The following is a 20,676-nucleotide window of genomic DNA, read 5'->3' as shown; positions in this document are numbered from 1 at the left end:
CCTGAGGCGCACGTTCGGCGCGGAAGTCCGGTCAGCCGACGTCGTGCAACTGGCCAGGTGGGTCTGCAGTCTCCTCCGAGTCCGCGTCGAGCCGGACCCCCGCCTGCAGCAAACCCTGCAGGTAACGGAACGCGTCCCGGACCGACCCTTCGGTATCGATCGAGTAGTGGCGCAGCCTGCCATCGCGACGCTCGTTCACCACGCCGGACGTCCGCAGGATCCGCAGGTGGCTTGACACGGTGCTCCGGCCGACGACGTCGACCCGCTCCGCGATCTCGGTCACGGTGAGCTCGCCGCCCTCGCCGAGCACGGACATGATCTGCCGACGAACCCGATCCGACAACGCGTCGAACGCGAGGTTCTCGTTGGCCGTCACGTCGCAAAGATAGCATCCGTCAATAGATGTCGACATGATGGAGTCCGCCGGGAGACCGACATCCCGTGCACGAGCGTCACCCTGCGGTCCGTCGCCCGCCGTGCGAGGCGAGCTGTCGACCGACGACCGAGTGATCACGCCCGCGGGACCGGCGGCCCATGACATCGGTCCGGGCGGCGAGCCGGTGATCGACGCCCGGGGCACGTCGGTCGTGCCGCTGCTGGACGGCAACGCACTGCGCGCCCGGCCGGCCGGCGAGCACGGCGCCTACCACCTCGTCCCGGGGGACCCGGCCACGTTCGCCGTGGTCCGCGGCCGGGTGAACGAGTCGCGGATGCGGAACATGCCCGTCGTCCGGCCGGCCGATCTGCTCGCCGTCGCCGTCGACGGGGAGATCCTCGTCCGGAACGGGGAGCCCTACCCCGCCACCGGGGTACCGGACCCGGACGCGTGGATCGGCGCACGGACCGACCGGGGGCGCGCGCTCGACCAGACCTGCTCCCCGGCGGCCGGTACACCGAGACGCGCAGCGGCCGGGGTGGACGCCTGCACCGGCGCCTGGTGGACCCGCGGGGGCCGGATCGTCTACCGCGACGACTCCGGTTTCTGGGCGTTCGGCGTGCAGTACGACGGCGTGATCCGTCACGCGGGGATCGTCCGGCGCCGGTGACCGGCGCCGGTTCCGGCAGGAGCCTATAATATAGCATTGCTGTGTTATGTTTCGGCGTCCACGACGAGAGGAACCGGAAGAATGAGCGTCACGCTGGTCCATCCCGAGCGGGTCAACCGGGTCGACGTCCACCACCAGGTCGCCGTCACCCAGGGCACCCGCACCGTCTACCTGGCCGGACAGGTCTCCTGGGACACCGAGGGCAACCTGATCGGGAAGGACGATCTGGCCGCCCAGGCCGAGCAGTGCTACCTCAATATCGCCGCCGCGCTCGACGCGGTCGGCGCGACCGCGGCCGACCTGGCCAAGGTCACCGTCTACCTGGTCGACCTCACCGAGGAGCGGGCCGGCCAGTTCCTCGCCGGACGCGAGCGCGCCGCCGCGACGCTGGGCGTCGAGTTCCAGCAGCCGAGCACCTGGATCGGGGTCACCGCACTCGCGGCGCCCGGCTACCTGGTCGAGGTGGACGCGGTGGCCGTGCTGCCCTGAGGCGGACGCAGCGCGATCCAGCCCGCCTCGACCGAGCGCCGGCACAGCGCGGGATCGTCGCCGGCGGCGACGATCACCGCGGTGAGCAGGTGGATGCCCGAGGCGAGCGTCCGGCGCGAGGCCACCCGGCTCACGATCAGCGACAGGATCCCGTGGCAGACCGTCCAGACGTCGGTGCCGAGCCGGGCCGGATCGACGTCCGCTCCGATCCGGCCCGCGTCGCGGCAGCGGTGCGCGGCGCGCACCAGGTAGCCGAGGGTCGCCTCGGCGGCGTCGATGTCCTCGAGCTCGACGGTCGCGTCGAACATGACCCGGTACAGGTCGGGATGCTCCAGGGCGTTGACGGCGTAGGCGGCCACCCCCGCCACCAGGTCCTCGACCGGGTCGGCCGGGACGACGAGCGCCTCCAGGCGGGCCGCCAGCCGGGTGAAGCCCTCCTGGCGCAGCGCCCGCCACACCCCGTCGATCCCGCCGAAGTAGGTGTAGACCGCCATCGTCGAGACGCCGGTCCCCTCGACGAGCGACCGCAACGTGATCGGCTCGCGGTCCCGGAGCATCCGGGCCGCACGCTCCAGCAGCAGCGTGCGCACTGCCGGGTCCTTCCGCCTCGCCACCCGCCGGACTCTATAGCATCGCGACGCTATGGAAAGCGGGCCGGGTCCAGCTGCGGCAGGTGGTGGCCGAGCCGGTCGCGCTTGGCGGTCAGGTAGCGCTCGTTGTGCTCGGTGACCGGCTCCAGCAGCGGCACCAGCTCGGTGACCACGATCCCGTACCCGGTGAGCGCCTCCACCTTCGCCGGGCTGTTGGACAGCAGCCGCACCCGGTCGACGCCGATGTGCCGGAGCACGGCCGCCGCGGCACCGAAGTCCCGGACGTCGACCGGCAGCCCCAGCGCGAGGGCCGAGTCGACCGTGTCGAGGCCGTCCCCGTCCTGCAGCACGTGGGTGCGGATCTTGGCGAGCAGCCCGATCCCGCGCCCCTCGTGACCACGCAGGTAGACGATCACCCCGCAGCCCGCGTCTACGACGGCGTCCAGCGCCGAGGACAGCTGGTCACCGCACTCGCACCGCATCGCACCGAACACGTCGCCGGTCAGGCACTCGGAGTGCACCCGCACCAGCGCCGCGCCGGCCGCCGCCGGGTCGCCGTGCACCAGGGCGAGATGCTCCGGCCCACCGGCGTGCTCCCGGAATGCGATCGCCCGGAACCGTCCGTGCCGGGTCGTCAGCTCCGACTCGGCGACCTCGGCCGGGCCGCCTCGACTCGGATCCTCCACAGTTCCTCCTCCGCACCGGGGCGGGCCCGTGAGAGCCTCGCCCACATGTGTTCCGTTCCGGCCGACACCACGGTCGACCTCCGCGACCGTGCCGTCCCGGCCGCCGTCCTCCCGGTGGGGAGCCTGGAGCAGCACGGCCCGCACCTGCCCCTCACCACCGACACCCTCGTCGCGACATCGCTCGCCGCCCGGATCGCGGACGCGTACCCGGTCCGGCTGCTCCCCCCCGTGACGATCTCCTGCTCGCACGAGCACGCCGCGTGGGCCGGCACCGTGAGCATCTCGGCCACCACCCTCGCCGCGGTCGTCACCGACGTCGCCGACTCGCTGCACGCCTCCGGGGTCCCCGCGCTGGTGCTGGTCAACGGGCACGGCGGCAACCACGTCCTGCGCAACGTCGTGCAGCAGGCGTCGGTCGGGCCGATGCCGATGGCCCTGTTCCCCGGCGGCGACGACTGGGGTGCGGCCCGCGCCGAGGCCGGGCTGGTCACCTCGTCGGCAGCCGACATGCATGCCGGCGAGCTGGAGACCTCGATCCTGCTGCACACCCATCCGGAGCAGGTCCGGCCGGGCTTCGCCACCGCCGACCACGACACCGACGAGCGGCCGTACCTGCTCAGCCGCGGGCTGCAGTGGTACTCCACCTCCGGGGTCGTCGGCCGGCCGTCCCTGGCGACCGCCGACAAGGGTCGCGACGTCCTGGCCGCCCTGGTCGCCCGCTTCGCCGGGCACCTGCACGCCCTCGGCACCGGCTGAACGCGCGCCCGGCGCGGTGACCGGGGCGGCGTCGGCCCGGCGCCGCATCAGCACCACCACCGCTCCCGGTGCGCAGGCGACCAGGCCGAGGATCCCGTAGATCACGGCGGTCGCCATGCCCTCGGCGGCCGGGAGTCCGACCGCCGCGAACCCGGCGACGGCGGCCGCCTCGCGCGGGCCCCAGCCGCCGACGTTCAGCGGCACGGTCATCGCCACCATCGCCAGCACCAGCAGCGGCAGCAGCTCGGCGGTCCCGGCGACCGATCCCGCGGCCCGCGCGGCGAGGACGAACATCACCAGGTAGCAGCCGAGCTGCCCGGCCGAGGCCAGCAGCAGCACCGCGGCCGGCCCGGCCCGCAGCACGGCGCGGACGTCGGCGAGCAGCCGGCGCAATCGTGTCCACAGCAGCCGGCAGACCACGGCCACCAGCACGAGCACTCCGCCGACCACCCAGCCGGCGCCGCCGGGGATCCGGTCGCCGGCCGCACGCAGCAGGTCGGGCTGGGCGATCAGGACGACGACCGCGGCCGCGTAGAGCACCACCTGGCAGGCCACCCGCTCGAGGACGACCGCGTGCACGCCGCCGGTGACGTCACCGGCGCGCCGTCCGTGGCTGACCGCGCGGTGCACGTCACCGAGCACACCCGAGGGCAGCACCGAGTTGACGAAGCTCGCCCGGTAGCAGTCGCCGACCGCCCCGGTCCAGCTCAGGCGCAGGCCCAGCGCCCGGGCCACCGCGCACCAGCGCCACGCCGTGCAGAGGATCCCGAGCGCACCGAGCACGAGCGCGGCCAGCAGGGTGCCGGCCCCGATCCCGCTCAGCCGCTCCAGCACCGGGCCGGCGCCGACCTGCACGACCAGCACCACCAGCAGGGCGATACCACCGGACACGCGGAGCAGCGGTGACAGGCGCATCCGTCCGCGCACCCTCACTCCGCCGGCCTCCGGCGGCCTTGCGCGCGTCGATCCCGGCCGGGACCACGACGTGCACCGGGTCGCGCCCCCGTGACGAGGTCTCGGACGGTGGTGCTGAGCAACGGTTCTCCCGGCGTGCCGACTGCTTGCGGAGACGGCTCCCGCCCGGCCGACAGCGAGATGTCGCGCGCGTGCGGTTGTTCTCCGACTGTGTGTCCTGTTTTCGGCCGGAGACGGCTGTTCGGTTCATTTCCGACATGGAGTCCGGTGTGTCGGTGTGCGACGCGCCTGCCATCAGACCGTGCCGCAACGGTGCGCGTGGGACCGTCGGTCAGCGGGTGACCGGGTCCAGCGTGACGAGCATCGCGGGGTGGTCGGTGGTGCCGCGCATGTCGATCTGCCGGAAGTCCGCGGCGGCCAGATCGGGCGAGGCGACGACGTGCTGCCGACCGTCGTCGCCGACGTCGGTGAAGCCGTCCGGCAGGCAGCCCAGGAAGTCCGGGTCGTCGCCCGGGCCGAGATTGAGGTCCGCGCCGACCACCGTGGGACCGGCGCCGACGCGGGCCCGCAGCTCCCCGACGACGTCGAAGAGGTACCGGCACTGGGCGACGGCGACCGAGCGGTCGGTGTAGGCCAGGTGGGTGGTGCAGGCGGTGAGCGCACTCCCGGCGCCGGTGTCCAGGCACAGCCACGCCCGTTCCTCGGGGTCGAGCGGATCCTGCGCCGGATGGATCCCGGCACTCGCCACCGCCGACGACGTCTGCGACACCACGCCGATACCGAACTGCCCGCCGTCACGGCAGGGGTAGGGCCCACCGGTCCCCCGGTCGCGCGCCGGCTGGAAGTGCGAGGAGGTCGACGCATCCGGAGCGACCTCGGCGAGCGCCCGTTCGAGCACCGCGACGTCGTCCCCGCAGATCTCGTTGAGCGTGATCACGTCCGGCACCTCGGCCCGGATCACCGCGGCGCCCTCCTCCACCGCCCGCCCGGTGAAGCACCCGGCGATCCCGCTGTTGCACAGGTTCATCTGCAGCAACCGAAGCGGCGGCGCCGGATCCGGCCCGGCCGCCACCGCCGGCCGGCCGGCTTCGGCCGCGCACCCGAGGAGGACCGCCATGGCCACGGCCAGCATCCCGACCTGCCGGTACGCACGGCGGGCGCTCGAGGTCATGTGGTGAGCCCTTCGGGACGTGGACGACGTCGGGACGGACTACATCATCCGCGGCGGACACCCGCCCGGTACGGGCGAGCGCATCCGGTGCGGTTCGCCGCCCGGCGGGCCACCGCGCGGCGGTCGCGTACCCTCGCCGGACGTGACGAACACCGTGACGGCCGACCGCTCCGGGCGCCCGTCCGGGCCCTATGTCCTGGTCTCGGTGGCGGTCTCGCTGGACGGCTACATCGACGACGCCGGGCCGGGCACGCTGGTGCTCTCCGACGCCGACGACCTGGACCGGGTCGACGAGGTCCGTGCCGGGGTGGACGCGATCCTGGTCGGGGCCGGGACGGTGCGCGCCGACGATCCCCGGCTGCGGGTCCGCTCCGACCGACGGCGCGACGAGCGGATCGCCGCCGGCCGTCCGCCGTCGCCGCGCCGGGTGATCCTCTCCGCGAGCGGGGACCTCGATCCCACCGCCGCCGTGTTCACCTGCGAGCGGTCGGACCCTCCCCTGGTCTACACCGCCGACCGGGCCGTCGACGGGACACGCGCCCGGCTCGACGGCGTGGCCGAGGTCGTCGGTGCGGGCGAACCGCCGACCCCGCCGTCGGTGCTCGCCGATCTCGCCGCCCGCGGGGTGGAGCGGCTGCTCGTCGAGGGCGGCGGCGCCGTGCACACGGCGTTCCTCACCGCGGGCCGGGTGGACGAGCTGCACGTCGTCGTCGCGCCGTTCTTCGTCGGTGACGCCCGGGCGCCCCGGTTCGTGCACGACGGCAGGTTCCCGCAGAGCCCGGAGCGTCCGATGACGCTGGTCGAGGCCCGCCCGATCGGCGACCTGGTGCTGCTGCGCTACCGGCCCCGCTGAGCCGCACCGTCCGGGGGCGACGTCGCGGCGTCGCCGGGTCGGCACGGAACGCAACGAGGGTCTCGGTGTGACCGGGAACGGCGGCGGGTGGCGGACCTTCGGCGAGCGGACCGTCTACGACAGCCGATGGGTGCACCTCGGGCTGGTCGATGTCCAGGCGCAGAACGACCAGGCTGATCAGCTTCGAGCCGTTGCCGGGCAACGTGACCGCGCCGATGGACGTCTACCTGTGGCGGGAGTTCGAGCGGATCGGCGAGCCGACCGACACCGAGGAGGTCGGCACCGTCGAGTGGGTGCCGCTGGCGCGGGTCACCGAGCTCGTTGCCCGCGGCGAGCTGCTCGGAGCCGGGACACTCGTCGCGCTGCTCTACCTCCTCGCCTCGCGTGCACCCGGTGGGCGGGTGAACTGCGGATTTGTGCGGCGGGCCGGGCTCGAACCGGCAACCTGACGGGTCCTACGTCCGCTGATCGGCCACGATCCACGGACGCCCATCAGACACATCTGCGCTGATCACCGGCTGAGTCGGTAGTCAGTGAGCACCAGCTGTGATCGGCGGTGAACGGGAGTAAGCGTGGGCATATCCGTGGGAGGTGATCGTGTACGGAGCAGCGATATCAACGCCCTGATCAACGCGGGGCGTCCGTACCCGGGGCGACCGCGCGTCGCCCGGCTAGGGCGACGCGCTCGACGAGGTCGGCCGCGCGCGACGCCCGCTCCCCCGCGTCGCCGGTCATCGCGACCGCCCCCAGTCCCCGTCCAGGGCCCGCGAGATCCGGTTCACCGACAGCACCGTCGCCGCGATCATCAGACCCGGCACGGCGCACAGCCACCACGAGGTGGCCAGGTAGTTGCGGCCCTCGGCGACCAGCGAACCCACTCGGGGGCGGGCGGCGGAGCTCCGTAGCCCAGGAACGACAGCGACGACACGGCGAGGATCGCGAGGCCGAACTCCAGCACGGCGAGCACGAGCACGGGACCGGCCGCGTTCGGCAGGACGTGCCGCCCGAGGGTCACCCACCACCGGGTGCCGACCGACCGCGCCGCCTCGACGTACACGGTGCGCCGGATCCGCATCGTCTCGGCGCGCATCACGCGGGCGAAGTTCGCGACGCTGGCGATGCCGACCGCGATCGCCACCTTCACCGTGCCGAACCCGAGCGCGGTGATCAGCGCCAGGGACAGCAGGATCGGCGGGATCGCCAGCAGTACGTCGACGACGCGCATCAGCGTCTCGTCCACCCACCGGCCGGCGAACCCGGCCAGCAGGCCCAGCAGCCCGCCGACGACGAGCGCCACCGCCACGGCGATCACCGTGGCCCGCAGCGACAGCGACAGCGACGCGCCGTGCACGAGGCGCGTCCAGACGTCGCGGCCCAGGTAGTCGGTGCCGAGCCAGTGTCCCGGCCCGGGCGCCCGCAGCTTCTGCGACGGGACGGCGAGCGCCGGGTCGCCGGGTGCGAGCAGCGACGGCACGAACGCCGACAGCAGCACGAACACGACCACGAGCCCGGACACGACCAGCCCCGGCCTGCGGAGCAGGAAGCGGCCGAGTCCGTTCCGGTCGGCGCGTGACGTGGTCGGCCCGGTGGTCGTGCGTTCGGCGCGTTCCAGAAGTTCGGTCATGCCGGCACCCCGTTCGCGATCCTCGGGTCGAGCAACGGATAGACCAGGTCCACGACGAGGTTCACCACCACGTAGACGAGCGCGGCGAACAGCACCACGCCCTGCACGACCGGGATGTCCTGCACCCCGACCGAGGACACGGTCAGCCGCCCCAAGCCTGGCCGGGTGAACACGGTCTCCACCACGACCGACCCGGCCAGCAGGCTGGTGCTGAAGATGACCAGGTCCGAACCGGCCTCGCCGGCGACGACGGCGCCGAGCGGTCCCATGCTGGCCACGTTGAGCGCTCCGGAGAGCAGCTTGTTCTGGACGTCGCCGGGGCCGGTGCCGGCTACGTAGGTCAGGTCGAGGTCGCCGACCAGGCCGTTCTGCTCGCTGATCGGACGGATCACCGCGCCGGCGGTACCTGCCTGGGTGTCCTCGACGCGGGCCTGCAGCCCAGCGCCGGCGGCCGGTTCCGCACCGCCGCAGGCGGCGAGCAGCGAGGTGCCGGCGAGGCCGGCGGCGCCGAACAGGGCGGCGCGCAGCACGGCCCTCCGGTCGAGCTGCAAGGGTTGTGCGGGCATGACGACTCCGGGTGTCGGGGCGGCGCGTCGGGGCACGCCGGATCGGGCCGTCTGCGCACGACGCAGCGGCCCGCGAGGGGTGGGAGAGGGCGAGGCTCAGTGCCCCGGACACACCCCGCCGTTGATCAGGCAGAGGTCGATGTGGCGGCGCCGGGTCAGCAGCCGCACCAGGCCGGCGGGGGCCGTCACCGCAGTGCCTTCAGGGTCTCGTAGCCGGACCGGCCGTCCGTGAGACGCCAGGAACGCATCCAGGCGTAGGTCTCGGTGAAGCGGCGCTCGGTGAACGGCGCGATGTGGGTGTAGCGGTAGTAGTCGGGGCGCAGGTCCGACGGGTCGAGCCGGTCCCCGGCCTCGGCGGCGATCAGGGGCGCCCAGCGCGAGCGGTCGGCGTTGATCAGGTCGACGGCCTTGTCCACCGCACTGCGGTACGCCTCCTGCTGCGCCGCCGTCAGGTGCGGCGCGATGACCTGGGAGCCGCGGTAGGCGTAGGTGCCGAGCACGTGCGCGCCACGGGTGAGCGCGACGCTGAGGAACGGCTCCATCAGCATCGTCGCCCGGGACTCCCCCCCGACAGCATGTCCAGGCGGGCGACGGGCGGGCCGCCGTGCACGAGCTCGATCCGCTACCGGGGGACGGTGCCCTCGAGCAGGTGCAGCGCCGTGTAGTGCGAGCCGGTGAACTCGTTGATCGTCACCGGGACCCCGGCGCGGTCGTGCGGTTCGTTCAGATGGTCGTCCGTGCTGACGAGCGCCTGAGACACGACGGCCGCGCGGAGATGCCCGATCCGTCCGCCGCGCGTGTCCCGCTCCAGCCGGTCGATCCCGCCCCACTCGCAGACGTTGTAGACGTCCGCCCGCGCGGCCGTGAACTGCGACTCCTTGTGCCGGGCAGCCGGATTGCGCTGCTCATCGATCGCGAGTCGGGCCTCGCGGTCTCCTCGGTGACCTACGACGGTGCCGAGGCCATGGCACTCAACCGTGACCGGGCGGACGCGTTGCGGGAGTCCGGCGCACGAGAGGCCGGCGTGGAGCTCGTCGAGACCTGCGAGTTCGCGCTGGCGCTCGCGCACCTACGCGTACCCGAGATGGCCTGACCGGCCGGCTCCACACCCCTTAGCGACCCCGGAGCTCAGCGCGGTGGCAACTCGAGGATCTCGGTGCCGTGGCGGTGGGCGGCGTGCCCGAGGGCCACCGGATCAGCCGCGGCCGGTGGGGGCAACCGTCGCTCGCGGGCCTGCTCGCCCACGTCGGCGAGGAGGTCCTCGAACCCGGAGGCGTGGTGGCTGCAGGGTGCGCAACGGGTCCGGGCCGACGACGAAGGCGTGCGGCCGCCCCATCGGCAGCAGAGCAGTACGACGTCACAAGGCCCGGCGTCGAGCACCTGCTCGCCGCATCGGGACTGCCCGGTGCCCTCGAGGACGTAGAACGCCTCGTCCTCGACGAGGTGCCGGTGCAGCGGCGTCCGTACCGGTCGGGTGCGGGACGGCATCCCGGGGCCACGTGTGCGCTGCTCGACGGGTGCGACGGACCTGACACACCCCGTCACACGAAGTAGCGCAGGGCCACGTAGACCCAAGCCATCACGGTGCTGAGCAGTGTCACGACGATGCCGTACCGGGTGAACTGCCAGAACGAGATCCGGTGTCCGGTGCGCGCCGCCATCCCGATCGCCACCACGTTCGCGCTGGCGGCCACCGCGGTCCCGTTCCCGCCGAAGTCGGCCCCCAGTGCGAACGACCACCAGAGGGCCTCGCCCGTCTCCTGGTCCGGCACGCCGGCCACGAGCTCCTCGACGATCGGGGCCATCGTGGCGGCGTAGGGGATGTTGTCGAAGAACGCGCCCAGCACGGCCGAGCCGAAGATCAGCGCGGTGGCCGCGGCGAAGTAGTCGCCGCCGACGACCTGCACCGACCAGGTGCCGATCGTCTCGATGACCCCGGTGTGGCTCAGCCCGGCGACCATCACGAACAGGCCCACGAAGAACACCAGCGTCGGCCACTCGACCTCGGCCAGCGTCTCCTGCACGTCGGCCCGCGTCACCAGCAGCATCACCCCGGCCCCGAGCAGGGCGACGATCGACGGTTCCAGATGCAGCACGGTGTGCAGCCCGAACCCGGCCACCACCAGCACCAGCACGCACAGGCTGCGCACGAGCAGGCGCGGGTCGGTGATGGCCCGGCGCTCGTTGAGCGTCATCACCTCGGCGGCCTGGTTCGGCTTGTACTCGAACTCCTTGCGGAACAGGATCCGGGTCAGCAGCACGAACACCACGAAGACCAGCGCCACGATCGGTGCCATGTGCACCAGGAAGTCGTTGAACGACAGCCCGGCCCGGCTGCCGATGATGATGTTCGGGGGGTCGCCGATCAAGGTGGCCGCACCACCGATGTTCGACGCCAGCACCTCGGCGATGATGTAGGGCTGGGCCCGGACCCGCAGCCGGTCGCACACCACGACGGTGACCGGGACGATGAGCATGATGATCGTGACGTTGTCCAGGAACGGCGAGGCGACGGCGGTGATCACCATCAGCATCACCATGAGCCGGTACGGGCGCCCCCGGGACCGCTTCGCGGCCCAGATGGCCAGGAAGTCGAACAGGCCGGTCTGCTTGATCACGCCGACGATGACCATCATCCCGAACAGCAGGAAGATGACGTTCCAGTCGATGCCGTCCTGCTCGGAGAAGAACACGGCCGCGCCCGGGGCCAGACCGAGCGCCGTCATCACCCCGGCCGCGATCAGCACGGTCCGGACCTTGTCGGCCTTCTCGGTGGCGATGAAGAAGAACGCGACCGCGAAGATGCCCAGCGCAAGCAGCGCGCTCATGACCGGTGTCCCGACCGTGGCCCGGTGTGGCTTAGTCCGCGGGTGGTGCCGCGTGGTCGAGCGCGGCGAGCAACCGCTCGAGCACGACCCCGCCGACGAGCCGCCCGTCCTCGTCGACCACCGCGAGCAGCGGGCTGCGCACCTGACCCATCAGTGCCACCGCCTCCAGCAGGGTCGCGTCCAGGGTGACCACGGCCATCCGGTCCGGCCGCTCCGGCAGGCACTCCCCGACCGTGCGGTCGCCGAGCTCCTGCCAGAACAGGTCCGCGTGCGCCTCGTCGATCGTCCGCGCGAGCGACGGGTGCACCTGATGGCTGCGGGGCACCGTCATGCGCAGCACATGGGTGCCCGGCAGCACCCGGACCGGTACCGACCGCGGGTCGACGACGATCAGGCCCGGCAGCCGGGAGCGGGCCATCAGCCGTACCGCGGCGGCGACCGGGTCGTCGGCGGTGACCGTCGGTACGTCGTCGACGATGTCGTGGGCTCTCATGACCGCACTCCCTCGCGCATGCCTCGCCCCCCGTGCTCCCGAGGCCACCGGGCAGGCGCGCGCCGGTCGCCATCGCAAGCATCCGCCCCTGGGTTCCCACGGTCACCCCCGAGGTGCGCAGGGTGGCACGGATACGGGTGCGCCCGCACGCCCGTCGATCCTGAGCGCGGCCGGGCCACGACGGCAGGCCGTCGCCGGGTGCGTGGCGGGTCTGCGCGAGACGATCGCGCGGACCTGACCCGTGCTGTCACCGAGACCGACGTGCCGAACCGGTGCGCGACGTGGCACCGGACTCCGCCCGGCGGCCCCGCCGCTCGGGCTGACCGGACGATCTGGCTGTTGACATCCCGAGCTATGATCCGGTTATCTTGTGATCAGACCACCTGGTCACCTGAGATCGCTCCTCGGTCCGGTGCGTAGGGCGCGCTCGGGTCGGGTTGCCGTCCCTGTCCTCTCGACATTCACGTCAATGCAAAGGAGCAACGATGTCCTCGCTCGACTACACCTACACCCACATCGACACGCACATCGACCGCTCGGCCTGGGTAGCGCCGGTGATCGATCCGACGAAGACGATGCTTCTGGTCCTGGACATGCAGAAGGCTTGTGCGCAGCCCGGTGGTGCCATGTACATCCCCAGCACCGGCGGTGCCCCCGAGGGCAAGGACGTCGTACAGCCGGTCGTCAACGTCCTGGAAGCTTGCCGTTCCAAGGGCATTCCCGTGGTGTGGTCGTTGTGGGGGCTGCGCCCTGACGGCAAGGACGCCGGTTTCGCCGACGTGAAGTGGGGCCTGCAGGGCGCGCTGGCGCAGTTCCCGGGAGCCTGGGGTAACGGGGGCGACGAGCTGGTCGACGAGCTCAAGCCGCTCCCGGACGAGCCGGTGTTCCGCAAGCACCGTTTCAGCTCGTTCTACGGGACAGCGCTGACCGAATACATGCGCAAGGCCGGCTGCGACACCCTCGTGGTCGCGGGCCTGTCCACCGGCAACTGTCAGATCGCTACCGCGATCGACGGGGCCAACCAGGATTTCAAGATCGTCGTACTGGCCGACACCACGGCAGCCATTCCGTCCGGCAAGGACGACCCGATGGGCTTCGGTCAGCACTGGGAGGCGCTGCGCCAGATCCAGGCCAACCACGGCGACGTGCGCACCAGCATCGAGTTCCTGAAGATGATCGACGCTTGAGCGGGACACGAGACTTCGTATTCCCCCGACGAACGACGAACGCGAGGACGTGACATGTCGATTTCCGGTAAGAAGGTCGCCCTGCTGATCGAGGACGAGTACCAGATTCTCGAGGGCTGGTATCCCCACCTGCGTCTCCAGGAGGCCGGTGCCGATGTGAAGGTGATCGGTAGCGGCACCAAGGGCAGCTACGAGAGCAAGGAGCACTACCCGATGGAGGCGGACGCTGCTGCCTCCGAGGTCTCGGCCGCCGACTTCGACGCGGTGGTCATCCCCGGCGGATTCGCGCCGGACAACATGCGCCTGCACCCCGAGATGATCGACCTGGTGAAGGACGCCTACGAGTCCGGCAAGCTGGTCGCCGCGATCTGTCACGGCGGTTGGATGCTCGCCTCCGCGGGGGCCACCAAGGGCCGCAAGATCACCGGCTACCTGCCGATCAAGACCGACGTCGAGAACGCCGGAGGCACCTGGGTCGACGCGCCGGTGGTCGAGGACGGCAACGTCATCACCTCCCGCACGCCGGTCGATCTGCCCGACTTCGGCCGGGCGATCGTCAGCTATCTCGAGCGCGCCTGACCCGAGGGGGTCGACGACGTCCCGCAAAGGAGAGGGAACGTGACGGATCTGAGCGTGACCGCGCGCGACGCCAAGCCGCCCCTGGGCGGCTGGCTGCCCGGGGTCCGGCTGACCGAGACGCAGGCCGCGGTGCTGAACGCCGCGGCGGACGAGCTCATCCCGGGTGGCGACGGCTTCCCGCCGCCCAGCGAGGTCGACGTGATCTCGTTCATCGGCCGGTACGTGACGCCGTCGGGGCTGGAACCCAGGTGGTTCCCGTTCCTCGGCGAGGACGACTTCCGGGCCCGGCTCGACGGGCTCGGGCAGGAGTTCGCCGACGCCACCTCGGCGCAGCGCGTGACGGTCCTGGAAGGGCTGGAGCGCGACGAGCAGGAGTTCTTCACGCGTCTGCGGGACGTCGTCTACCACGCGTACTACTCCCGGCCCGAGGTCATCCGGGCCGTCAACCGCCTGCCCGCGGGCCGGGACTACCGCAACAGCCCCCAGCCCTACGGCTACTCCGACGTCATGGACGACTGGGACGACGAGCTGCTGAGCCGGGTGCGCGGCACCTACATCCGGACCGAGGAGGTGCGACGGGTCGCGATCCCCGCCGACCTCCCGATGTGTTCGGCACGGCAGGCCCGGGAAGCAGGAGAGAACTGATGGCGGCGTACACGGAGACCGACGTCCTGGTGATCGGGGCCGGCGCCGGCGGTGGAGCGGTGAGCAAGCGGCTCAGCGACGCCGGCATCAAGGTCGTCTGCCTCGAGCAGGGCGACTGGGTCCACGCGATGGACCACCCGCACATGTACGACGGTTGGGAGCTCGAGCGCAAGCGCAGCTGGTCGTTCGAGCCCAACGTCCGTAAGTTCCCCGAGGACTACCCGGTCACCGGCAACACGACCCCGTACACCTTCACCGGGGTGGGCGGCTCGACGCTGCACTATGCGGCGGCCTGGCCCCGGTTCAAGCCGGTCGACTTCCGCAAGGGCACCGAGCACGGCATCGAGGGCACCATCGACTGGCCGATCTCCTACGAGGAGCTCGAGCCGTTCTACGCGATCAACGACGCCGAGATCGGCGTGGCCCGCCGGACCGGCGACCCCGGCAACCCGGCACGCCCCGAGGGGTGGGGCCCGGCCAGCCGCGGCGGCAAGGTCGGGCACAAGATGGGCTCGGGCTTCGACAAGCTCGGCTGGCACTGGTGGCCCGCCGACAACGCGATCCTCACCCGCACCAAGGACAACCGGCTCGCGTGCAACGACTGCGGCTTCTGCCTCGCGGGCTGCCCCCGGCACTCGATCGCCTCGACCGACGTGTCGTACTGGCCGGCGGCCCTGCGCAACGGCGTCGACCTTCGCGTGAACGCCCGGGTCGAGCAGATCAACGCGAAGAACGGCCGGGCCACCGGCGCCACCTACATCGACCGGGTGACCGGGCAGCGGCACGAGGTGCGGGCCGGGATCGTGGTGGTCGCCGCGAACTCCATCGGCACCCCCCGGCTGCTGCTGATGTCCGCGCAGCAGGGCCACCCGGACGGGCTGGCCAACTCCAACGGCCTGGTCGGCACGCACTTGATGTACCACAGCTGGTCCTTCGTGGACTTCTGGTTCGACGAGCCGCTCGAGGGCTTCAAGGGCCCGGAGCCCGCCGTGCTCTACAGCCAGGAGTTCTACGACAGCGACCCGTCCCGGGGCTTCGTCAACGGCTTCTCGCTCCAGGTCGGCACCTCTCTGGGCGCCGCGACCAGCGCGCTCGGGACGAACACCGGCAACCTCGCGCCCTGGGGCGCCGGGCACCGCAGCTTCTTCGACGAGCACTTCGGCCGGCACGCGCTGATCTACGTGCAGGGCGAGGACCTGCCGGTGCGCACCAACCGGGTCACCCTCGATCCCGACGTGCGGGACTCCAGCGGGCTGCCCGCGCCGCACGTCCACTACGAGCTGCACGAGAACGACCGCAGGCTCGTCGAGTGGGGCCAGCAGCGCGCCCGCGAGGCCGCGGACGCCGCCGGTGGCGTCATCGACACCACCACGAGCGGCATCGGCGGGATCGACGCGCCACCGCCCGGTTGGCACATCATGGGTACCTGCCGGATGGGCAACACTCCCGAGGACTCGGTCACGAACAAGTGGAACCAGACCTGGGACGTGCCCAACCTGTTCATCACCGATGCCAGCTCGCTCACCACGGGTGCCGCGGTCAACCCCACCAGCACGCTGCAGGCCGTCGCGGTCCGCGCCGCGGAGTACATCAAGCGCCGCCACCGGGACATCGCGTCGCAGACGATCACCCCGAGCAACGCGGACGCGCCCGCGCTGTAGCGCCGCTGTCCGCCCCACCCGTTCCCGCGCCCGAGGGCGATCTCCCTCGGGCCGGCGCACGCCATCATGCGCCGGCACCGCTGCCGGCGTGGAGAGGAAGGCACGTGCATCACGCCAAGAAACCCGAGCCGGTCGACGCGATCGTCGTCGGGCTCGGGGCCACCGGTGCCACGGCCGCGAAGGTGCTCAGCGAGGCCGGCCTCAAGGTCGTCGGCTTCGACCGCGGCCCGTGGTTGTCCGCGAAGGACCACTACTCCGGCGACGAGCTCAAGTTCGTCAACCGCAACTACCTGTGGCCGGACCCGAACCTGTTTCCCCGCACCCTGCGCCACGACGAGACCTCGGAGGCCGAGCGCTTCCCGTTCTCGCCCACCCCGCAGCTCGTCGGCGGCGGCACGAACCACTGGGCGGGCTGGGTGCCGCGGCCGCGCGAGTCGGACTTCCTGCAGCGCAGCCTGCACGGGGACCTCGACGGTGCGAGCCTGGCGGACTGGCCGATTCGGTACGAGCACCTCGAGCCCTACCTGACCAAGGTGGAGTGGGAGTTCGGGATCTCCGGCATCGCCGGGGCGGACAAGTACGAGCCCTTCCGGAGCAAGGGCTACCCGAGTGTGCCGCTGCGCCCGACGAAGTTCGGCAAGCGCTTCTACGACGCCTGCAACGAGATGGGCGTCAACGGCTTCCCGATCCCGCACGCGATGGTCACCCACGACCACAAGGGCCGGGACCCGTTCAACACCACCAGCTTCTGGAATCAGTACGGCGACCCGAGTACCGCGCGCTCGAACACGCTGACCACGTTCATCCCGGAGGCCGTGGCCACCGGGAACTTCGAGCTCCGCTCGGAGTCCTTCGTCCGCGAGATCACCGTCGGCAAGGACGGCCGGGCCACCGGTGTCGTCTACGTGGACCCGGACGGCGTCGAGACCGCGCAGGAGGCGAAGGTGGTCGTGCTCGGTCTCGGCGCGATCGAGTCCGCCCGGCTTATGCTGATGTCGACGTCCCCGCGGTTCCCCGACGGCCTGGGCAACTCCAGCGGCATGGTCGGCAAGAACGCGACCTTCCACGAATACGTCTTCGCGGTGGGCCTGTTCGACCAGGAGATCGACGACCCGCTGCACGGTTGGGCCGGCAACTACATCTCGGGAGGCACCTTCGAGTTCTACGAGACCGACGAGAATCGCGGCCACATCGGCGGCTGCCTCATCTCTGCCTCGCAGACCTGTCATCCGATCAACTGGGTCTTTCCCGGCCGGCCGACGTGGGGTCAGTCGCTCAAGGACGCCGACCGCAGCTACTTCAACTTCGCGATGAAGATCGGGGCGATCCTGCACGACATGCCGGTCGAGTCGAATCGTGTCGACCTCGACCCGACGGTCAAGGACGCCTGGGGCCTGCCGGTCGCCAGGATCACGCACAAGCCCCACGCCAACGACGTGGCCATGAGCAAGTGGCAGGTCGACAAGAACGCGGAGATCCTGCAGGTCGCCGGCGCGAGCAAGACGGTGCCGGTCTACCTGGACCGGATGACCGGCAACACCTGCCACCAGCACGGCACGGCCCGGATGGGAACCGACCCGTCCACGACCGTGCTGAACGAGTGGTGCCAGTCCCATGACGTGGACAACCTCTTCGTCGTCGACGGGTCCTGCTTCCCGAGCTCCACCGGGGTCAACCCCACGCTGACGATGATGGCCAACGCCTGGCGCGTGTCGGAATACATCAGCGACGTCTGGTCCAAAGGCCGCGACGAGCACATCACGCTCGACTGAAATCCACCACTCCCGAAGCTCCACCCACGGAAAGGAGGACGTCATGACGCTGAAGGCCGACTGGGAGGTCGTCGGTTCCCCGATCGATCCCGATTCCGACGAGCGACTGTTCTTCACCGACCACGAGTGGGACACGATCGAGGCGGCCACCGCCCGCATCATCCCCACGGACCACGACCCGGGTGCCCGCGAGGCGCGGGTGGTCGTGTTCCTCGACCGTTATCTCTCGGGTATCGACTACATCTTCGCCGCCGCCGACGGCAGCGGGTTCCTCAAGCTGACCGGCAAGTTCGCCGACGCGTGGCGGGCCCGGATGTCGGACATGCAGCGGACCTACCGTGAGGGCATCCGGACACTCGACGCGCTCGCCGAAGAACACTTCGACCGGCGGTTCGTCGCGCTCACGGAGTCCGAGCAGGACACCGTGCTGGAAGCGCTGTCCGGTTCTGCCAAGCCCGGGCCGGTCACGCTGGGCACGAGCGAGGCGGTCCGGACCTTCCTACAGGGCGTGTTCGACCAGGGGCTGCCCTTCTTCGAGGCGCTGTGCCTGCACACCCGGCAGGGCTTCTACTGCGACCCCGTCTACGGCGGCAACCGCAACCGAGTCGGCTGGGACGTCATCGGCTTTCCCGGCCCCACGACTCTGAAGGACACGATGGACGGCACCTACAGCACGACGGAGTTCTTCCATGTCGGTGACTACGACTGGAACGAGCTCGTCCCGCATCTCGGAAAGGTCGGCTGATGCGAATCACCAGTGTCGAGGCGAGGCCACTCGGGACACCGCTGGACGAACCACTTCGGTGGGGCGCCATGGTGGTCACCTCGAAGGGCGGCATCGTCGTACGGGTCACCACCGACGAGGGTCTGGTCGGGATCGGAGAAGCGGGGTTCTCCTCGGAGTACTTCCCGACCGTCGGCCCGATCATCAACCAGCAACTGGCACCGATGCTCGTCGGCCAGGACCCACGCGACATCGGGGCCCTCTGGCAGCAGATGCTCGACGCAACCCACATGTGGGGGCGCCGCGGTATCGAGACCTACGCGCTCAGCGGCATCGACATCGCGCTGTGGGACCTGCTGGGCAAGATCTCCGACCAGCCGGTGCACCGCTTGTTGGGATCCTCCAAGCATACGGTGCGCGCCTATTTCGCACCCTCGGTCAAGCCGGTGGACCAGATCGTCGAGGAGGCTCGACGTGCGGTGGCCGACGGCTACACCGCGATGAAGCTGCGGGTCCTCGGGGACATCGGCGACGCCGTCGAGCTGGTCGGCTCGGTGCGCGACGCCGTCGGCGCCGGCATCGACCTCGGTGTGGACGCCAACATGTCCTACGACCGGCGCGGGGCGCTGCAGCTCGCCCGAGAACTCGAGGGATTGCAGGTGGCGTGGCTCGAGGAGCCGATCCTCGCGCGCAGCCTGACCCAGTACGCCGACGACCACACGTGGCTGGCCGACCGGGTGTCTCTGCAGCTCTCGGGCGGCGAATCGCTGTTGACCCGCTTCGAGTTCATCGATCTGCTCACCCGGCGGACCTTCGACATCCTGCAGCCCGACGCCACGAGCGTCGGCGGGATCTCCGAGGCCAAGCGGGTGGCCGACATGGCCAGCACCTGGAACCTCAGCTGCATCCCGCACATCGCCTGCTCCTCCGGCACCGGGATCGCGCTGGCCGCCGGTCTGCACATGATCCTGGCCTGCGAGAACACCCCGTTGATCGAGGTCGACGCCTACGGCGGGCCGGGCTGGGACGGGATGCTGATCGACCCGTTGGTGGTGAAGGACGGGTACCTGTCCGCGCAGGACGCGCCCGGGCTGGGCGTCGAGCTCGCCCCGGACGCCGACGAGCGGTTCGCCCTCTCGCCGGACACCGCCCGACCGTCGGCCTCCGGGACGCCGGCTGCCGGCGCGCAGTGAGCCCTGGCGTGCCCGCACTCGAGGTCCGGGACCCCCGGCTGCACGAGGTGGTGGCCGACGATCCGTTGCGCCGGGTGGCCACGGGGTTCCGGTTCCTCGAGGGCCCGGTGTGGCATCCGGTCGAGCGGTCGCTCGTGTTTAGCGACATCCCCGCCGCTCGGATGTCGCGGCTGTCCGCAGGCGGCGCGCTGTCGGTCATGCGGGACCCCAGCCGCATGGCGAACGGGAACGCCTACGACCGGCAGGGCCGGCTGCTCACCTGCGAGCACGCCACGAGCAGGCTGGTCCGGCAGGAGGCCGACGGCTCGCTGGTCACCCTGGCCGACCGCTTCCGTGGCAGAGAGCTGAACAGCCCCAACGACGTGGTCGTGGCTGGTGACGGGACGATCTACTTCACCGATCCCGCCTACGGCCGCGCCGCGCCCTACGGCGTGCCGCGGTCGCGGGAGCTGTCTTTCTGCGGGGTCTATCGGCTCGGCGCCCATGGCCTCGAGCTGCTGACCGATGACGTCGAAGGGCCCAACGGGCTGTGCCTGTCACTCGACGAGCGACATCTCTTCGTGGCCGACACCGAGCGGATGCACATCCGCCGGTTCGCGCTGACCGAGAGCGGCGTCGCCGGCAGTGCGGTCTGGGCGCGGCTGACGGGCCCCGGCACCGGTGAACCCGACGGCCTGAAGATCGACAGCGCCGGGAACCTGTTCAGCTGCGGGCCGGGTGGCATCCACGTCTTCGACCCCGCGGGCAGTGCGCTCGGGGTCATCCGCGTTCCCGAGGTGACGGCCAACTTCACCTGGGGCGACGACGACATGCGCACCCTCTATATCTGTGCCAGCACCACGCTCCATCGATTCCGGACCCGGGTTCCCGGAATCCGGGCGTTCTGAAAAGAGGACCC

The 20,676-nt window shown here is 71.2% G+C and carries 22 protein-coding genes and 3 pseudogenes; 13 read left to right on the top strand and 12 right to left on the bottom strand.

Annotation, left to right across the window (positions count from 1 at the left end; translation table 11 throughout):
• Positions 1-31 precede the first annotated feature (31 nt).
• Entirely contained in the window at positions 32-376 is a 345-nt protein-coding gene (locus tag ABZ881_RS08375; protein ID WP_358482876.1) for a metalloregulator ArsR/SmtB family transcription factor, read from the bottom strand.
• A 130-nt stretch (positions 377-506) separates the two neighbouring features.
• On the opposite strand from ABZ881_RS08375, the gene ABZ881_RS08370 reads away from it, so the two are divergent.
• Together ABZ881_RS08370 and ABZ881_RS08365 are read left to right on the top strand one after the other, a co-directional pair.
• On the top strand, positions 507-1,046 hold the full coding sequence (locus tag ABZ881_RS08370) for an Atu4866 domain-containing protein (RefSeq protein WP_358482874.1): 540 nt from the start codon (positions 507-509) through the stop codon (positions 1,044-1,046).
• 81 nt (positions 1,047-1,127) lie between these two features.
• Positions 1,128-1,535, top strand: a complete 408-nt coding sequence (locus ABZ881_RS08365; protein WP_358482872.1) for a RidA family protein — start codon at positions 1,128-1,130, stop codon at positions 1,533-1,535.
• Here the strand turns inward: ABZ881_RS08365 and ABZ881_RS08360 are convergent.
• Together ABZ881_RS08360 and ABZ881_RS08355 are read right to left on the bottom strand one after the other, a co-directional pair.
• Entirely contained in the window at positions 1,496-2,149 is a 654-nt protein-coding gene (locus tag ABZ881_RS08360) for a TetR/AcrR family transcriptional regulator (RefSeq protein WP_358482870.1), read from the bottom strand. The genes ABZ881_RS08365 and ABZ881_RS08360 overlap by 40 nt on opposite strands.
• Positions 2,150-2,175: 26 nt before the next feature.
• Positions 2,176-2,811 carry a GTP cyclohydrolase II gene (locus ABZ881_RS08355; RefSeq protein ID WP_358483104.1) on the bottom strand — a complete coding sequence of 212 codons (636 nt, stop codon included), beginning with the start codon at positions 2,809-2,811 and terminating at the stop codon, positions 2,176-2,178.
• A 45-nt stretch (positions 2,812-2,856) separates the two neighbouring features.
• On the opposite strand from ABZ881_RS08355, the gene ABZ881_RS08350 reads away from it, so the two are divergent.
• A complete protein-coding gene (locus ABZ881_RS08350; RefSeq protein ID WP_358483103.1) occupies positions 2,857-3,567 on the top strand; it encodes a creatininase family protein in 711 nt (236 codons plus the stop codon).
• A gap of 90 nt (positions 3,568-3,657) precedes the next feature.
• Here the strand turns inward: ABZ881_RS08350 and ABZ881_RS08345 are convergent.
• Both ABZ881_RS08345 and ABZ881_RS08340 read right to left on the bottom strand, forming a co-directional pair.
• Positions 3,658-4,482 (bottom strand): annotated as a pseudogene (locus tag ABZ881_RS08345) (lysylphosphatidylglycerol synthase domain-containing protein); the annotation flags it as partial.
• 331 nt (positions 4,483-4,813) lie between these two features.
• On the bottom strand, positions 4,814-5,653 hold the full coding sequence (locus ABZ881_RS08340) for an endonuclease/exonuclease/phosphatase family protein (protein WP_358482868.1): 840 nt from the start codon (positions 5,651-5,653) through the stop codon (positions 4,814-4,816).
• Positions 5,654-5,795: 142 nt separating this feature from the next.
• Here ABZ881_RS08340 and ABZ881_RS08335 point away from each other — a divergent pair, with 142 nt between their 5' ends.
• Positions 5,796-6,506, top strand: coding sequence for a dihydrofolate reductase family protein (locus tag ABZ881_RS08335; RefSeq protein ID WP_358482866.1), 711 nt, complete (start codon positions 5,796-5,798; stop codon positions 6,504-6,506).
• Positions 6,507-6,573: 67 nt separating this feature from the next.
• Positions 6,574-6,955: pseudogene (locus tag ABZ881_RS08330) on the top strand (hypothetical protein).
• A gap of 282 nt (positions 6,956-7,237) precedes the next feature.
• Here ABZ881_RS08330 and ABZ881_RS08325 read toward each other — a convergent pair.
• The 7 genes and pseudogenes from ABZ881_RS08325 to ABZ881_RS08295 all read right to left on the bottom strand — a co-directional run bounded on the left by ABZ881_RS08325 (position 7,238) and on the right by ABZ881_RS08295 (position 12,017).
• Positions 7,238-8,130, bottom strand: a pseudogene (locus ABZ881_RS08325) (ABC transporter permease).
• Complete coding sequence (locus tag ABZ881_RS08320; RefSeq protein WP_358482864.1) at positions 8,127-8,696, bottom strand: ABC transporter permease subunit; 570 nt, start codon at positions 8,694-8,696, stop codon at positions 8,127-8,129. The pseudogene ABZ881_RS08325 and the gene ABZ881_RS08320 overlap by 4 nt, the downstream one beginning before the upstream one ends.
• 185 nt (positions 8,697-8,881) lie before the next feature.
• The gene (locus ABZ881_RS08315; protein ID WP_358482863.1) at positions 8,882-9,244 is read right to left on the bottom strand and encodes a hypothetical protein; all 363 of its coding nucleotides are present in this window, start codon (positions 9,242-9,244) and stop codon (positions 8,882-8,884) included.
• A 74-nt stretch (positions 9,245-9,318) separates the two neighbouring features.
• The gene (locus tag ABZ881_RS08310; protein ID WP_358482861.1) at positions 9,319-9,765 is read right to left on the bottom strand and encodes a hypothetical protein; all 447 of its coding nucleotides are present in this window, start codon (positions 9,763-9,765) and stop codon (positions 9,319-9,321) included.
• A 59-nt stretch (positions 9,766-9,824) separates the two neighbouring features.
• A complete protein-coding gene (locus ABZ881_RS08305) occupies positions 9,825-10,184 on the bottom strand; it encodes a hypothetical protein (protein WP_358482860.1) in 360 nt (119 codons plus the stop codon).
• Between the two features lie 53 nt (positions 10,185-10,237).
• Positions 10,238-11,524: an ArsB/NhaD family transporter gene (locus ABZ881_RS08300; RefSeq protein WP_358482859.1), complete on the bottom strand. Its 1,287-nt coding sequence runs from the start codon at positions 11,522-11,524 to the stop codon at positions 10,238-10,240.
• 31 nt (positions 11,525-11,555) lie between these two features.
• The gene (locus tag ABZ881_RS08295) at positions 11,556-12,017 is read right to left on the bottom strand and encodes a CBS domain-containing protein (protein WP_358482858.1); all 462 of its coding nucleotides are present in this window, start codon (positions 12,015-12,017) and stop codon (positions 11,556-11,558) included.
• A gap of 485 nt (positions 12,018-12,502) precedes the next feature.
• Here ABZ881_RS08295 and ABZ881_RS08290 point away from each other — a divergent pair, with 485 nt between their 5' ends.
• The 8 genes from ABZ881_RS08290 to ABZ881_RS08255 all read left to right on the top strand — a co-directional run bounded on the left by ABZ881_RS08290 (position 12,503) and on the right by ABZ881_RS08255 (position 20,665).
• Positions 12,503-13,204 carry an isochorismatase family cysteine hydrolase gene (locus tag ABZ881_RS08290; RefSeq protein WP_073577964.1) on the top strand — a complete coding sequence of 234 codons (702 nt, stop codon included), beginning with the start codon at positions 12,503-12,505 and terminating at the stop codon, positions 13,202-13,204.
• A 54-nt stretch (positions 13,205-13,258) separates the two neighbouring features.
• Positions 13,259-13,783 carry a type 1 glutamine amidotransferase domain-containing protein gene (locus ABZ881_RS08285; protein WP_073577963.1) on the top strand — a complete coding sequence of 175 codons (525 nt, stop codon included), beginning with the start codon at positions 13,259-13,261 and terminating at the stop codon, positions 13,781-13,783.
• A gap of 39 nt (positions 13,784-13,822) precedes the next feature.
• Positions 13,823-14,428, top strand: coding sequence for a gluconate 2-dehydrogenase subunit 3 family protein (locus ABZ881_RS08280; protein ID WP_161152027.1), 606 nt, complete (start codon positions 13,823-13,825; stop codon positions 14,426-14,428).
• Complete coding sequence (locus tag ABZ881_RS08275; RefSeq protein WP_358482857.1) at positions 14,428-16,089, top strand: GMC family oxidoreductase; 1,662 nt, start codon at positions 14,428-14,430, stop codon at positions 16,087-16,089. Before ABZ881_RS08280 ends, ABZ881_RS08275 begins: the two co-directional genes overlap by 1 nt.
• 104 nt (positions 16,090-16,193) lie before the next feature.
• Positions 16,194-17,861, top strand: coding sequence for a GMC family oxidoreductase (locus ABZ881_RS08270; protein ID WP_073577960.1), 1,668 nt, complete (start codon positions 16,194-16,196; stop codon positions 17,859-17,861).
• A 43-nt stretch (positions 17,862-17,904) separates the two neighbouring features.
• Complete coding sequence (locus ABZ881_RS08265) at positions 17,905-18,606, top strand: gluconate 2-dehydrogenase subunit 3 family protein (RefSeq protein ID WP_073577959.1); 702 nt, start codon at positions 17,905-17,907, stop codon at positions 18,604-18,606.
• On the top strand, positions 18,606-19,778 hold the full coding sequence (locus ABZ881_RS08260) for a mandelate racemase/muconate lactonizing enzyme family protein (RefSeq protein WP_358482855.1): 1,173 nt from the start codon (positions 18,606-18,608) through the stop codon (positions 19,776-19,778). Before ABZ881_RS08265 ends, ABZ881_RS08260 begins: the two co-directional genes overlap by 1 nt.
• 8 nt (positions 19,779-19,786) lie before the next feature.
• Positions 19,787-20,665: an SMP-30/gluconolactonase/LRE family protein gene (locus tag ABZ881_RS08255; protein WP_358482852.1), complete on the top strand. Its 879-nt coding sequence runs from the start codon at positions 19,787-19,789 to the stop codon at positions 20,663-20,665.
• Positions 20,666-20,676: the final 11 nt, after the last annotated feature.

This window comes from Pseudonocardia sp. NPDC046786, assembly GCF_040645415.1.
GTDB classification, from domain to species: domain Bacteria; phylum Actinomycetota; class Actinomycetes; order Mycobacteriales; family Pseudonocardiaceae; genus Pseudonocardia; species Pseudonocardia kongjuensis.
The sequence above is the reverse complement of the archived record's forward strand: the minus strand, read 5'-3'. Positions and strand labels throughout refer to the sequence as shown.